The following is a 13424-nucleotide window of genomic DNA, read 5'->3' on the forward strand; positions in this document are numbered from 1 at the left end:
GCGGTTCGATCCCGTTAACTCCCATGGTTTTAGAACCAATTTAATATTTTGGAAGGGTAGCGAAGAGGCTAAACGCGGCGGACTGTAAATCCGCTCCTTCGGGTTCGGAGGTTCGAATCCTCTCCCTTCCATAATTTGTACGGGCATCGTATAAAGGTAGTACAAAGGTCTCCAAAACCTTTAGTGTGGGTTCAATTCCTACTGCCCGTGTTTTTGAATATGGCGGATGTGGTGAAGTGGTTAACACATCGGTTTGTGGTACCGACATGCGTGGGTTCGATTCCCATCATCCGCCTATTTTGGGATATAGCCAAGCGGTAAGGCAAGGGACTTTGACTCCCTCATGCGCTAGTTCGAATCTAGCTATCCCAGTCTGTAGCCGAAGTGGCGGAATAGGCAGACGCGCCAGACTCAAAATCTGGTGATGGCAACATCGTGCCGGTTCGACCCCGGCCTTCGGCATAAGTAAAAGAGAACAGGTGTTCTCTTTTTTTTGTTTATGTGATAAATTTTTCATTTTTTCTGTTTAGGACAAATTTATATAAATCAATTGATAGGACACTCGTAATTGCAAGCACAATTGCCAATAACCAATGCAGTGAGCTTATTGGAACGAGATTTAAAATTTTACTGAGTGGATTTAATTGTGTGAATAAGATCGTTGCTATCAATGAAGTAATGGTCATTAAGTTAATCATTTTGTTTCTTATTTTATTTTTACTGAATATTGAATAGTTACTTCGTGCATTATAAACGTTGAGGGTTGATGCTAGGGTCAATACAATGAAGGCCATCGTTTGTCCGATTGCATGATTGGGAGAAATTCCATTTAGAGTTACAAAATTTCCTAATATAAATCCTAAAAGTGAGGTTAGGATAAAACTTAGAGAACATGCCATGATTCGCTTTCCAACACCTCTTGAAAATAAACTTTCTGTAACACCAATTGGATTTTGATTCATAATTTCAGAATCTGCTTGTTCTCTTGAAAGTCCCAACCCCGGAATTCCATCAGCAACAACATTGATATAGAGTAATTGCATCCCTGTAAGTGGCATTCCCCAGCCTGCTAGGGCGCCGAGTAGCATGATAAAAATTTCAGCGATATTTGCTGAAAGTAGATAATAAATTGTTTTCTTGATGTTTACGTAGACACGTCTGCCTTCTTTAATCGCTGCCACAATTGTTGCAAAATTGTCATCAGTTAAAATGATATCTGAAGCTGATTTTGAAACTTCAGTACCAGTGATTCCCATTGCGGTACCAACATCGGCTGCTCGTAAGGAAGGAGCATCATTAACACCGTCTCCTGTCATTGCGACAATTTGTTCCTTTTTTTGCCATGCTTTAACTATACGGAGCTTGTCTTCAGGACTGACACGAGCATAGACACTAATTTTTTCAAGTTGTTGGTCTAGGATTTCTTCTGTCATACCTGATAGTGAAACACCATCAACAACTAGGTCTCCTTCTCGATAGATATCTAGCTCTTGAGCGATGGCTTTTGCGGTAAGTGCGTGATCTCCTGTAATCATTAGTGGTTTAATTCCTGCATGTCGTGCGTCTTTAACTGCTTGCTCTGATTCTGGTCGAGGTGGATCAATCATTCCGATAATCCCCAAAAATGTCTGATTTTCTTCAATATCTTCAAGATTTTGGGGAATCTCAGAGATTCTTTTGTAGGAGAGTGCAAGAACACGGAGAGCTTTATCAGCGAACTGATTGTGAACCATGCTTGCTTGCGGGTCGTCAGGTATAATTCGATCAAATGCCCCTTTTGTCAATACTAAAAATTTGTCTTTTGAATTGTTGTCAGCAATGACAACGGTCATTTTTTTTCGTCGAGAGTCAAATGGAAGCTCTGCTAACCGTTCTGGTTGATTCTGGGGGTCATACAGCCCCTTTTCTATCATGAATTGGATAATTGCTGCCTCGGTCGGATCACCATGAATAGCCCACTCAGAATCGATTTGATGGGCACTTGCATTTGAAGCAAATGAAAAATAAGTCATTAATTGCTTTTCATCACTGGATAATTCGCCTGAATCCCAAATTTTTCCTGATTTTTCCCAAATTTTTTGGATAGTCATTTTATTTTGGGTGAGTGTACCTGTTTTATCAGAGGCAATAATAGTTGCATTTCCAAGTGTTTCAACGGAAGGGATATTTCTAACGATGGCATTTTTTCTTGCCATATTTTCGACGCCATAAATTAAACTTAGGGTAACAATTACAGGCAGTGTTTCTGGCACAGCTGCAATACCGAGGACAACAGCAGTCATCAAGTTATCCATCACCGGAATGGTATTCATGAAATAATTGACGGCAAAAATAATTGCACCAGCAATAAAGGCGATCACTGTTAACCGTTTTGCTAATAAATCAATGCGATTCTGTAAGGGAGTTTTTTCTTTAATTTGTGATTCTAGCAGCTCTGCAATTTGCCCCATTTGTGATTGAGAGCCAACTGCTACGACAATACCTGTAGCGGTTCCATTTAAAATATTTGTTCCAGAGAAAACCATATTTAACTGGTCTCCAATTGGGACCCCTACTTTTGTTGTAAAGTCAGCATCTTTGTTAATTGGTTCAGATTCACCTGTAAGTGAGGATTCGTCTATTTGAAGGGCATTTGCTTTAATAAGCCTAATGTCTGCTCCAACCTGCATGCCAGGAGCCAATTCAATAAGATCCCCGCAAACAAGTTCATTCGATGGGATAACTTGTTTTACACTGTCACGTATCACGGTCGAAGAAGGAGAGGATAGTTTTTTTAAGGCTGATAAGGCCGTTTCTGCACGATTTTCTTGGTAAATTGCAATCGAAATATTAATAAGTATGATGAGCAGAACGATAGCCGTTTTAATAAAATTTTGATCGTTAATTGCTGCAAGATAAGCAGATAATCCGGCCACGAAAAGTAAAATCATGTTCATTAATTCGAATAAATGACTTTTTATTTTGTGAAAAATAGAATCATTTTTCTCTTCAACAAATGTATTTGGACCATATTTTTCTCGTTGCATAGACACATGATCATCTTCTAAGCCGCTTTTGGGGTCTGTTGAATAAAATTTTATGATTTCTTTGATGTTTTGATTGGAAAAATTCATTTGGAACTCCTCTTTTTATAATATAATTATAATTTTATTATAATATTTATCTCATTTTTATTAGAATGATATACTTGCCTAACTTTTTTTGATAAATTTACAAAAATCGCTGAAAATATGATATTATAGACATTATGGAAACAAAAACAGTTAGTGAGTTAGCAGAACTCTTTGGGGTGACACGACAAGCGATGAACAAGCGTGTAAAAACACTTGATAGTCAATTCGTGGAAAAAAATGAGAAAAATGTGACTGTCGTGAATTTACAGGGAATTCATGAATTGGAAAATTTGTACGGAAAAATTGTAACTGCTGAGGCTGAAGTAGTTGAACAACATGAAGTTGCTGTCAAATCTGATGACAGTGCTGTTTTTGAAATGCTTTCAAGCTTTATGAAGGATAAAAATATAGAAATTGACCGATTGCAACAACAATTGACAATGAAAGATGAGCAGTTATCAACCAAGGATGCGCAAATTGCTGAAAAAGATCAGCAAATTAAGAAACAACAAGAGCTAATGGATAAGGCTTTAACAGATCAAAAGGAATTTCTGGCTGAAATTCAAAAAGAAATCAGTCTCGAAAAAAATAAAGGGTTCTTTGCCCGCTTGTTCAACAAATAGAATATTAATTGGTAATTATTTTTTAGCCCTCTTCAGGGGCTTTTTTAAATCTATTGTCAAAAATAAAAGGGATAATTTTAATGACATCGTTTTCATTAGGTATACATTCATTATCCGCGATACTAAGCCATTTTCAGTAGTTTGCTCTTGCAAAAATCTCAAAAAGTGATAAAATAATAATGTAAGTTAAATAATTAACTTAGTCAATTAAGGGGAGAAATCCTTTTATAAAATTAAATCCCTATAAGGAGGCAACTACTCATGGTAGTTAAAGTTGGTATTAACGGTTTCGGTCGTATCGGACGTCTTGCTTTCCGTCGTATTCAAAACGTTGAAGGTGTTGAAGTTGCGGCAATTAACGATCTTACAGATCCAGCAATGCTTGCACACTTGTTGAAATATGATTCAACTCAAGGTAAATTCGACGGTTCAGTTGAAGTTGCTGAAGGTGGATTCAACGTTAACGGAAAATTTGTTAAAGTTACTCAAGAACGTGACCCAGAACAAATCAACTGGGCAGCTGAAGGCGTAGAAATCGTCCTTGAAGCTACTGGTTTCTTTGCAACTAAAGATGCTGCTGAAAAACACTTGCACGCTAATGGCGGAGCTAAGAAAGTTGTTATCACTGCACCTGGTGGATCAGACGTTAAAACTATCGTTTTCAACACTAACCACGATGTCTTGACTGGTGAAGAAACTGTTATCTCAGCTGGTTCATGTACAACTAACTGTCTTGCACCAATGGCTGACGCTCTTAACAAGAACTTCGGTATCAAAGTTGGTACAATGACTACAGTTCACTCATACACTGGTGACCAAATGTTGCTTGATGGACCACACCGTAAAGGTGACTTCCGTCGTGCACGTGCTGCTGCAGTTAACATCGTTCCTAACTCAACTGGTGCTGCTAAAGCTATCGGTCTTGTATTGCCAGAACTCCAAGGCAAACTCCAAGGTCACGCACAACGTGTTGCAACACCAACTGGATCATTGACTGAACTTGTTTCAATCCTTGATAAGAAAGTTACTGTTGATGAAATCAACGCAGCTATGAAAGCTGTTGAAAATGATTCATTCGGTTACAATGCTGACCAAATCGTTTCATCTGATATCATTGGTGAAAGCCACGGTTCAATCTTTGACCCAACTCAAACAGAAGTTACTACTGTTGGTGACGATCAACTCGTTAAAACAGTTGCTTGGTACGACAATGAAATGTCTTACACTTCACAACTTGTTCGTACTCTTGAATACTTTGCTTCAATCGCTAAATAATCAGATTTACGATAGAGAAAAAATCAGTTTCGGCTGATTTTTTTTGTTTTTCTATTATATTAATTGCGATTTATCCGTTTTCATAATATAATATAGTGTAAGAAGGGAGCAAAATGCAGATAATTGAAGAAGGTGAGCAAGCTTTTTTTAGAAAAATTGCTAAGTCCATTGAAATTCAAGGGCTTCGTGAAGATGATCGGCAGTTACTCCTAAATGCCAAGAAAAAAATTGAAGATGGTTATGAATGGCGAGAAACTTTGTTAGGGTTATTGACCAATTTGAATGCAGAGGCCATGGCCTTGAAACTTTCTCCAGGATTGCGTGAATTTTATAGTTTGCTTTATAATAATCGTGCGAGCCTTGAGGATTTAAAACACGATATCAAGGGATCAATGACATTGTTGATGATTTTTGATTAAATTTAAAATAGTAAAAAACAATAAATAAGAGAATCTGTCAGCAACACTCAATCGATTGGCCTTGCTGATGGGTTTTTTGTTATAATAAGGGTATGAAACTTACGGACAGTGTTCAATTTTTGAAGGGTGTGGGGCCGAAAGCTGCGGAGAATTTCCATAAGCTCGGCTTGTTTACACTTGAAGATTTACTCCTTTATTTTCCTTTTCGATATGAGGATTTTGCAAGTCGATCAGTATTTGATTTACTTGACGGTGAGAAAGCTACTATTTCAGGGGAAGTAGTGACACCAGCAAATGTTCAATATTATGGGTTCAAGAGGAATCGATTAACATTTAAAATAAAACAAGAGGAAGCGGTCATTGGCGTTAGCTTTTTTAACCAGCCCTATTTGGCAGACAAAGTTGTTGTTGGGCAAGAAATAGCAATTTATGGAAAATGGGAACAGAAAAAGCAACAGTTATCAGGGATTAAAATTATTGTCAGTACGGATAAAACAGAAGATGGCCTTGGTTTTGAACCTGTTTACCATTTAGTGGCAGGTCTTAAACAAGCAACGCTTGTTAAAGCAATTCAGCAAGTACTTGATGATGGCTTGTTAGATCAATTAGAAGAAAATTTACCTGTTTACTTATTGAAAAAATATCGTTTAATGAGCAGAAGGGAAGCTGTTCAAGCAATGCATTTTCCAAAGGATATGGAGGCTCACAAACAAGCTTTAAGGCGCGTGAAATTTGAAGAGTTATTCTTATTCCAACTTAAGCTACAAGCCCTGAAAAACAAAGAAAAAACGGGTCAGACCGGTCTACAAATAGTTTTTAATGATAAAGAAGTTGCTGATAAAATTGCACAATTACCTTATGAACTTACGGGTGGGCAATCTTCAGCACTGACAGAAATTTTGAATGACATGTCAAGCCCATATCACATGAATCGATTACTGCAAGGTGATGTAGGTTCAGGAAAAACAGTTGTTGCCAGTTTGGCAATGTACGCGGCTTGTTTAGCCAATTATCAAGCAGCAATTATGGTGCCGACGGAGATTTTAGCGCGTCAACACGTTGCTAATTTACGTCAACTTTTTCCAGAGTTGAAAATCGCCTTATTGGTCAGTGGATTGAAAGCAGCTGAAAAACGCCAAACCCTTGAAGAAATAGCGACTGGACGTAGTCACATGATTGTTGGAACACATGCCTTGATTCAAAACGATGTGAATTACTACCGTCTTGGCCTAGTTGTGACCGATGAACAGCATCGTTTTGGTGTAAATCAACGTAAAGTGTTCCGTGAAAAGGGACAAAACCCGGATGTTTTAATGATGACAGCTACCCCAATACCGCGAACACTTGCTATCACTGCTTTTGGTGATATGGATGTTTCTATAATTAATGAGCTTCCTAAAGGTCGTCAACCTATTACAACACGTTGGATTAAGCATGAACAGTTTGATGAAGTTTTAAAATGGATCAAGGATGAATTACAAAATGGCGCCCAAGTCTATTTTATTTCGCCACTTATCGAAGAATCCGAGGCCTTGGATTTAAAAAATGCAGTTGCACTTTATGACGAACTAACGGATTATTTTGGTCTTTTTGCCAAAATTGGGCTTTTACACGGAAAAATGAAAGCAGATGAAAAAGATCAAGTCATGCAAGATTTTAAAGCACGAAAACTTGATATTTTAGTCTCAACCACGGTTATTGAGGTTGGTGTTGATGTTCCTAATGCTACAATTATGGTAATTATGGATGCTGACCGTTTTGGTCTTTCTCAATTACATCAGCTTAGAGGTCGTGTTGGCCGAGGAAGCAAAAAATCATATACAATATTAGTTGCTAATCCAAAGTCAGAAACAGGAAAACAACGCATGAAAATTATGACAGAAACACAAAATGGTTTCACACTGGCTGAAGAGGATTTAAAAATGAGAGGCTCGGGTGAGATATTTGGCATACGGCAATCGGGGATTCCTGAGTTTCTTGTTGCTGATTTGGTAGACGATTACAATATCTTAGAAGTTGCCCGTTCAGAGGCGGCTGGAATTTTCAAGCACAGTGAAGATTTTAAGGACTTGCTTGCTAGAATTGATGTGAATGGTGGCTTTGACTAATGCAAGGTTTCTTGTGAAACAACCGAAATAAATGCCTTATTAAAAACGAACAATTTTTAATAAATTGGCAAAAAAATGAGTTAATTCTTGACCTTTCTCCCTCAAAATGGTATTATAGTTGAGTACTGTTTTGCGGTGGTGGCGGAATTGGCAGACGCGCAGGATTAAGGATCCTGTGGCCGCTTTAGGCTGTAAGGGTTCAAGTCCCTTCCACCGCATTCTTAAAATGAGCCAAGGCTCATTTTTTTTATCAAAAATAATTAAGGAAGACGTTGTTTCTTAATAAAATAAAAAGGCTGATTAGCCTTTTTATTTTATTTTTAAATCCTCGATTTGTTTTCGTAGCTCATCAACTTCGGTTTGTAAGTCATGTTTTATTTGGGAGTGATCAAGTTCTGCTTTTAATTCGGTATCAGTCATTAGAGATAGATATTTATGAGCGGGAATGTATGGAATTGCTTTGCTATTTTTCCAGAATAGGTATAATGCGAAAGCAATAATTACAAATAATAATATCATCATGATTCCCCATCCATTTAATAGTGTTTGTGCAAAGTGATTGTCTGGAGAGGAGGTTCTGAGTGCGTTTCCGCACCAGCTATTTGCCGTTCTATAATTACTGCTATTATTCCATTTTGACATCATTTCCAAAAATCCTTACTTTTTCTTTTTCTAAATCATCTAATCTTTTTTAGATATTCGATTCCTGCGTTGTATTCTTGATCACTTTTCTTAATTTCAGTTTATGGATTTGAAGTAAGAGATAAATAATAATTCCGACTAAAATTAGAATTTTTATTCCTCCTGTGTTGAATCCAAAACTTCTCATCATATCAATAGCATCAGAACCTCACCATCATTAGCGCTCACCGCCCATCATACTTAATGAGGTTCCTTGTGTCATCATTGAAGAGGGCATCTTCAAATTTGTCTTTTGGTTAGTAGAAGGTGTAATTTTTGTCATCATATGTTCAAAAGCCATCATAGATGTAAGGTTTTGCTCATTTTTATTCATTAGTGCAGACATTTGCTTGAACCACTTAGAATGTTTTAAGTTCTTGTTTTTCATCAGGATGTACATTGAATTTGTAGCATTTCTGAAATCCCTTGTAGCATTTCTGAGCTTCCTTTGATGCATGGCATTGGACATTGCAGATAAATTAGCTTGACTGGACATCATTGCTGACAGTTCCTCGTCATTTTGCTTCATAAGGTTTATCATTGTACCAAATGAAGTGCTGTTTTTTCCATTTTCTGTCATTATTTTGGAAAGTGTATCAGTAGTAATCTGCTCATCATGCAAGGCTAATTTAGTATTCCCTACATTCATCGCATTAATCATCGCAGAATTTACTTGATTAAATGCTGCTGTTTGCGCATGAGTTATTTGACTATTTTGCGTGACAATAAATAATCCTAAACTTATTACAAGTACAAATCCCACACTATAGATTAATATTTTTCTCATTTTTTTGATCCCATTTATTGATTCTACATATTATTAAACATTATTAACTAAGCCATTTTTCGGTGAAACACAATAAGGTTACGATTCATCTAACAGTATTCTTCTATCAAAAGGTGTTATGACGTATTTGTTTTATCCATTTTGTAAAGCAAACATCACATCATCAGATTGATCTCGGGAACTTTTTTTTTGACGTAATTAAAGTCTGCATCCAGCAACCAGCAAGCTTAAAGATAATAAATCAAGCATACGGTCCACGTTGTCAATACGTGAAATATTTATCAGGACTTAGCTTCTTGATTGTTCAGAGGATATTATGCTCTTTTTTTTTAAAATTTAGCAAATAAAAAACTGTCAGTCCTGACAGTTTATTTTTTTACAATCATTTTAATTGCTTGATCAATTCTCTCATCGCGCGTTGCTTCATCTTCTGAAAGTACACAACTTTTTAAATTTTCAGCAACGATAACACCGATTAAATTGTCGAGCCCAGAGCGTACAGCAGTCAGCTGAGTAATCACGTTGACACAATCTTGGTTTTCTTCCATCATGCGCAAAACGCCATGGAGCTGACCGTCAGCTCTTTTTAGGCGGTTAGTCATTTTTTTATCATAATTATCCATGGGATTTTTACACTTTCCTTTACAATGTTGTAAACTTAGATTTTATTTTCTAATAGTTCATTTGTAACTTTTGAATAGATCCCATAAGCACCATCAAGGTTTTTCACATCAAATCCTGCAGATTTCAAAATTCGTTCAGCATTATATGAGCGTAAACCAGATTGACAACTTACAACTAATGGTTGATTTTTATCAAGTTCTGTCAAATGTTCGCGGAGTTCATCCAAAGGGATATTAATAGAGTTTTTGAAAGCCCCTTTTTTAATTTCAGAAGGATTTCTTACATCAAGCAAACGACGTCCATTTGATAATTCGTCAGCAAGTTCATGCCACTGGATATTTTCAGAAATTCCCATGGCAATGTTCATTGCTGCATACCCAATCATATTGACAGGGTCTTTTGCGGAACCGAAAGGAGGGGCATATGTAAATTCTAATTCAGGGAGGTCAAAAATTGTCAAATTAGCCTTGATGGCTGTAGCTAAAATATCAATGCGTTTATCAACACCTTTTTGGCCAACTGCTTGTGCTCCATAAATTTCACCATTTTCAGGATTAAAGATCATTTTTAGAACTATAGAGCTACTTCCAGGGTAATACCCAGCATGATCGTTTGCAGTGATATGAACGGCTTTATAGTCTAAGCCCAATTTTTGAACAGTTTTTTCTGAAAGACCAGTAGACGCAGCGGTCAAATTGAAAGTCCGTACGATCGCTGTCCCGATACTTCCTTTGTTTGTTACAGGAAGTCCAGAAATGATGTCGGCGACTTGTCGCCCTTGACGATTTGCTGGACTTGCCAGGGAAATTAACGTATCTTCATCTGAAATTTGATTCTTGACGAGAATGGCATCACCAACTGCAAAAATATCTTTTACAGATGTTTCATAATGCTCATCTACAATAATTGCACCTCGTAAACCTAAATTTACACCAGCTTTTTTTGCTAAAGTAGTTTCGGGTTGAATTCCAACAGATAAAATAGTTAAATCTGATGAAACTTCAGCATCATTTTCTAAATAAACGCGATCTTTCGCAACTCTAACAACTGAATGACCAGTAATAATCGGCAAGCCCTGATTTTCCAATTCTTCTTGGACAAATGCGGCCATCTCGGTATCAAGAGGGGGTAAAAGATGTGTATCACGTTCAATTATCGTGACCTTAATCCCTCTTTTTTCAAGGTTTTCAGCCATTTCCAGTCCAATGAAACCAGCACCAACAACAGCGGCTGTTTTAGGCTGTTTCTTTTCAATATAGGCAATAATGCTATCAACATCAGGAATATTTCTCAGTGTAAACACATTGTCAACATCCGATAAATTTTCAATCTGTGGAACAAGAGGCTTAGCACCAGGAGAAAGAATCAGTTGATCATAAGATTCACTGTAAACTTTACCATTGTTATTGACAATAATTTCATGTTTTTCAGGTTGAATTTCGATGACTTCGGAAAATTCTCGAACATCAATGTCAAAACGCTTTTTGAGTGCAGAAGCCGACTGAACAATCAGTTTTTCTCGCTCGACAATTTCACCACCGATGTAATATGGTAAGCCGCAGTTAGCAAACGAAACATAGGGGCCTTTTTCGAAAACAATGATTTCAGCGTCCTGCTGTAATCGTCGAAGTCTGGTTGCTGCTGACATTCCGCCAGCAACACCACCAACAATGATATATTTTTTAGCCACGAACTGTTTTTCCTTTCCAGGCACTCATTCCGCCCATCACGTTTGTTACGTCTAATCCTTTCTTTTCAAGGATTTTGTATGCTTTTTTACTTCGCATTCCGGATTGACAAATGACATAGATTTTACTACTTGAAGTAGTTGAGAAACGATCAATTTGGCTCAAGGGAATATTACGTGCACCTTTAATATGGCCAGAGCGAAATTCGTTTACTTCACGTACATCAATTAATTGTGTTTTATTTTGTTGTAACTTTTGAGCGAGGTCATCCGGAGAGATACTGTTTACTTTCGAAAATCCAAACATGTTACACCGCCAAACATCCATCCCAAGCGGAAGTGCCACCAAGTACATTTGTGACATCTTTCCCTTGTGCTTCTAAATATTGACATGCGCGCATTGAACGTGCACCAGATTGGCAGATAATATAGCTGCCCTCTTTAATTTCATCAACGCGGCTATCCAATTCGCTCAGTGGAATATTTTGCGCAGTTGGTACGTGACCGGCCTCATATTCAAAAGTTTCGCGAACGTCGATGACAATAGCATCGTCTTTCATTACTTCAATAAGCTCTTCCATTGTAACAGATTTCATCATTATTCTCCAATCGTTTAATAGTTTAATTATATACCATAGGGGGTATATATGCAACTGGAATGATTATAAAAAAGAGTCAGTAGACTCTTTTTATTTTCCAAGACAAAATTGTGAAAAGAGCTGTGTAATCAATTCATCAGGAGCAGCTTCCCCAGTAATCTCACCGAGAATTTGCCAGCAGCGTGTGACATCCACTTGAACCAAGTCAACAGGAAGTCCTGCTGACAAGCTTTCATTAGCATCGGTTAGAGCGGATAAAGCACTCTCAACTAGGGAAATGTGACGTGCATTTGATAAGACCGTTGCATCTTGAGCCTCAATTTCTCCGGAGAAGAAAATCGCATTAATTTTTTCTTCGACAGCGTCAAGATTTTCATTTTTCAAAGCTGAAATTCTAATAAAATCAGAGGGAAGATGATCGATCTCAATTTGTTCAGGCAAATCAGTTTTGTTGAGTAGGATGATTCGATTACTTTCTTCAGAAAGCTGAAGAAGTTCACGGTCTTTATCTGTCAATGTTGACGAAGCATCCAAAACCAGCAAGACTAAATCAGCCTCGTTTAATGCTTTAACAGATCGTTCCACGCCAATTTTTTCAACAATATCCTCTGTTTCACGAATTCCAGCAGTATCAATCAGTTCTAGAGGAACACCACCTATGTTTGCGAATTCAGTGATTACGTCACGCGTTGTTCCAGCGATATCTGTGACAATGGCTTTTTCTTCACGTAAGAGCTGATTTAATAAGCTCGATTTACCAACATTTGGCCGTCCGATAATTGCTGTTTTTAAACCTTCACGTAAAATTTTACCCCTTTTGGCAGTCGCTAGTAAATTTTCCAGAAGTTTTTGGAAATGTGCTGTTTTTTCGACCAACATTTGCGTGGTCATTGTTTCAACATCATCATACTCAGGGTAGTCGATATTCACTTCGACCTGGGCCAATGCTTCTAGAATTTCCTGACGGATATTATTGATTAGGGTCGATAGAGAGCCGTTCAATTGTTTAACGGCTATGTTTGCAGCCTTATCTGTTTTCGCACGGATCAGATCCATAACAGATTCAGCCTGAGCTAAGTCCATTCGGCCGTTTAAGAAAGCACGTTTCGTAAATTCACCGGGTTCAGCTAATCGGGCACCGTGTCGCAACAAAACTTGTAAAATCTCTTGTGTTACAGCAATGCCACCGTGGGTATTTATTTCAACAATATCCTCACGTGTAAAGGTTTTTGGTGCAAGCATGACAGAGGCCATCACTTCATCAATCAGGGTCTCATGATCATAAACATGACCATAATTGATGGTATGCGAAGAAACTTCAGCCAGATTTTTACCTTTAAATACAGATGCTGCAATTTTAACGGCATCGTTACCAGAAAGACGAACTATTGAAATAGCGCCTTCACCAAGCGGCGTTGAAATAGCCGCAATTGTATCAAATTCTTGTGTTAACATACCTTTATTTTACCTTAATTTTAAAAAAGCCCCTAATATAAAGGGCTAAATTT

At 37.5% G+C, this 13424-nt stretch carries 12 protein-coding genes and 6 tRNA genes; 10 read left to right on the top strand and 8 right to left on the bottom strand.

All coding sequences use genetic code 11. The annotated features are described in order from the left end of the window. Positions 1-50 precede the first annotated feature (50 nt). The 5 genes from RT41_RS06290 to RT41_RS06310 all read left to right on the top strand — a co-directional run bounded on the left by RT41_RS06290 (position 51) and on the right by RT41_RS06310 (position 462). Positions 51-131 (top strand) — tRNA-Tyr (locus RT41_RS06290). Positions 132-139: 8 nt separating this feature from the next. Beyond that, a tRNA-Trp gene (locus RT41_RS06295) sits at positions 140-210 on the top strand. Positions 211-222: 12 nt separating this feature from the next. After that, a tRNA-His gene (locus tag RT41_RS06300) sits at positions 223-295 on the top strand. Between the two features lie 5 nt (positions 296-300). Next, positions 301-372, top strand: a tRNA-Gln gene (locus RT41_RS06305). A 6-nt stretch (positions 373-378) separates the two neighbouring features. After that, positions 379-462 (top strand) — tRNA-Leu (locus RT41_RS06310). A gap of 35 nt (positions 463-497) precedes the next feature. Here RT41_RS06310 and RT41_RS06315 read toward each other — a convergent pair. Next, a complete protein-coding gene (locus RT41_RS06315) occupies positions 498-3113 on the bottom strand; it encodes a cation-translocating P-type ATPase (protein ID WP_096818260.1) in 2616 nt (871 codons plus the stop codon). A gap of 134 nt (positions 3114-3247) precedes the next feature. On the opposite strand from RT41_RS06315, the gene RT41_RS06320 reads away from it, so the two are divergent. The 5 genes from RT41_RS06320 to RT41_RS06340 all read left to right on the top strand — a co-directional run bounded on the left by RT41_RS06320 (position 3248) and on the right by RT41_RS06340 (position 7756). Then, a complete protein-coding gene (locus RT41_RS06320) occupies positions 3248-3736 on the top strand; it encodes a DUF536 domain-containing protein (protein ID WP_096818262.1) in 489 nt (162 codons plus the stop codon). Between the two features lie 261 nt (positions 3737-3997). Beyond that, positions 3998-5011, top strand: coding sequence for a type I glyceraldehyde-3-phosphate dehydrogenase (gene gap, locus RT41_RS06325; protein WP_054639674.1), 1014 nt, complete (start codon positions 3998-4000; stop codon positions 5009-5011). Positions 5012-5124: 113 nt separating this feature from the next. After that, on the top strand, positions 5125-5430 hold the full coding sequence (locus tag RT41_RS06330; protein WP_096818264.1) for a bacteriocin immunity family protein: 306 nt from the start codon (positions 5125-5127) through the stop codon (positions 5428-5430). 92 nt (positions 5431-5522) lie between these two features. Beyond that, the gene (gene recG, locus RT41_RS06335) at positions 5523-7538 is read left to right on the top strand and encodes an ATP-dependent DNA helicase RecG (protein ID WP_096818266.1); all 2016 of its coding nucleotides are present in this window, start codon (positions 5523-5525) and stop codon (positions 7536-7538) included. 132 nt (positions 7539-7670) lie between these two features. Beyond that, positions 7671-7756, top strand: a tRNA-Leu gene (locus tag RT41_RS06340). A gap of 91 nt (positions 7757-7847) precedes the next feature. Here RT41_RS06340 and RT41_RS06345 read toward each other — a convergent pair. The 7 genes from RT41_RS06345 to mnmE all read right to left on the bottom strand — a co-directional run bounded on the left by RT41_RS06345 (position 7848) and on the right by mnmE (position 13371). Beyond that, the gene (locus RT41_RS06345; protein ID WP_143467354.1) at positions 7848-8183 is read right to left on the bottom strand and encodes a hypothetical protein; all 336 of its coding nucleotides are present in this window, start codon (positions 8181-8183) and stop codon (positions 7848-7850) included. 214 nt (positions 8184-8397) lie between these two features. Then, entirely contained in the window at positions 8398-9006 is a 609-nt protein-coding gene (locus RT41_RS06350; protein WP_096818271.1) for a hypothetical protein, read from the bottom strand. Between the two features lie 368 nt (positions 9007-9374). Then, positions 9375-9629: a metal-sensitive transcriptional regulator gene (locus RT41_RS06355; protein ID WP_054639669.1), complete on the bottom strand. Its 255-nt coding sequence runs from the start codon at positions 9627-9629 to the stop codon at positions 9375-9377. A gap of 35 nt (positions 9630-9664) precedes the next feature. Then, positions 9665-11320 carry an FAD-dependent oxidoreductase gene (locus RT41_RS06360; RefSeq protein WP_096818273.1) on the bottom strand — a complete coding sequence of 552 codons (1656 nt, stop codon included), beginning with the start codon at positions 11318-11320 and terminating at the stop codon, positions 9665-9667. Continuing rightward, positions 11313-11624 carry a rhodanese-like domain-containing protein gene (locus RT41_RS06365; protein ID WP_054639668.1) on the bottom strand — a complete coding sequence of 104 codons (312 nt, stop codon included), beginning with the start codon at positions 11622-11624 and terminating at the stop codon, positions 11313-11315. The genes RT41_RS06360 and RT41_RS06365 overlap by 8 nt, the downstream gene beginning before the upstream one ends. 1 nt (position 11625) lies before the next feature. Beyond that, positions 11626-11913, bottom strand: coding sequence for a rhodanese-like domain-containing protein (locus RT41_RS06370; protein ID WP_054639667.1), 288 nt, complete (start codon positions 11911-11913; stop codon positions 11626-11628). Between the two features lie 93 nt (positions 11914-12006). Continuing rightward, positions 12007-13371: a tRNA uridine-5-carboxymethylaminomethyl(34) synthesis GTPase MnmE gene (gene mnmE, locus RT41_RS06375; protein ID WP_096818275.1), complete on the bottom strand. Its 1365-nt coding sequence runs from the start codon at positions 13369-13371 to the stop codon at positions 12007-12009. Between the last annotated feature and the right edge of the window lie 53 nt (positions 13372-13424).

Origin of the sequence: Lactococcus fujiensis JCM 16395 (genome assembly GCF_002441655.1) — a bacterium.
Taxonomy (GTDB): Bacteria; Bacillota; Bacilli; order Lactobacillales; family Streptococcaceae; genus Lactococcus; species Lactococcus fujiensis.

Excerpts from the sequence above, each read along its gene's own strand:
- RT41_RS06330 (WP_096818264.1), top strand. The coding sequence starts at position 5,125 with ATGCAGATAATTGAAGAAGGTGAGCAAGCTTTTTTTAGAAAAATTGCT.
- RT41_RS06365 (WP_054639668.1), bottom strand. The coding sequence starts at position 11,624 with ATGTTTGGATTTTCGAAAGTAAACAGTATCTCTCCGGATGACCTCGCT.
- RT41_RS06320 (WP_096818262.1), top strand. The coding sequence starts at position 3,248 with ATGGAAACAAAAACAGTTAGTGAGTTAGCAGAACTCTTTGGGGTGACA.
- RT41_RS06350 (WP_096818271.1), bottom strand. The coding sequence starts at position 9,006 with ATGAGAAAAATATTAATCTATAGTGTGGGATTTGTACTTGTAATAAGT.
- recG (WP_096818266.1), top strand. The coding sequence starts at position 5,523 with ATGAAACTTACGGACAGTGTTCAATTTTTGAAGGGTGTGGGGCCGAAA.
- RT41_RS06355 (WP_054639669.1), bottom strand. The coding sequence starts at position 9,629 with ATGGATAATTATGATAAAAAAATGACTAACCGCCTAAAAAGAGCTGAC.
- RT41_RS06345 (WP_143467354.1), bottom strand. The coding sequence starts at position 8,183 with ATGATGTCAAAATGGAATAATAGCAGTAATTATAGAACGGCAAATAGC.
- RT41_RS06370 (WP_054639667.1), bottom strand. The coding sequence starts at position 11,913 with ATGAAATCTGTTACAATGGAAGAGCTTATTGAAGTAATGAAAGACGAT.
- gap (WP_054639674.1), top strand. The coding sequence starts at position 3,998 with ATGGTAGTTAAAGTTGGTATTAACGGTTTCGGTCGTATCGGACGTCTT.
- mnmE (WP_096818275.1), bottom strand. The coding sequence starts at position 13,371 with ATGTTAACACAAGAATTTGATACAATTGCGGCTATTTCAACGCCGCTT.
- RT41_RS06315 (WP_096818260.1), bottom strand. The coding sequence starts at position 3,113 with ATGAATTTTTCCAATCAAAACATCAAAGAAATCATAAAATTTTATTCA.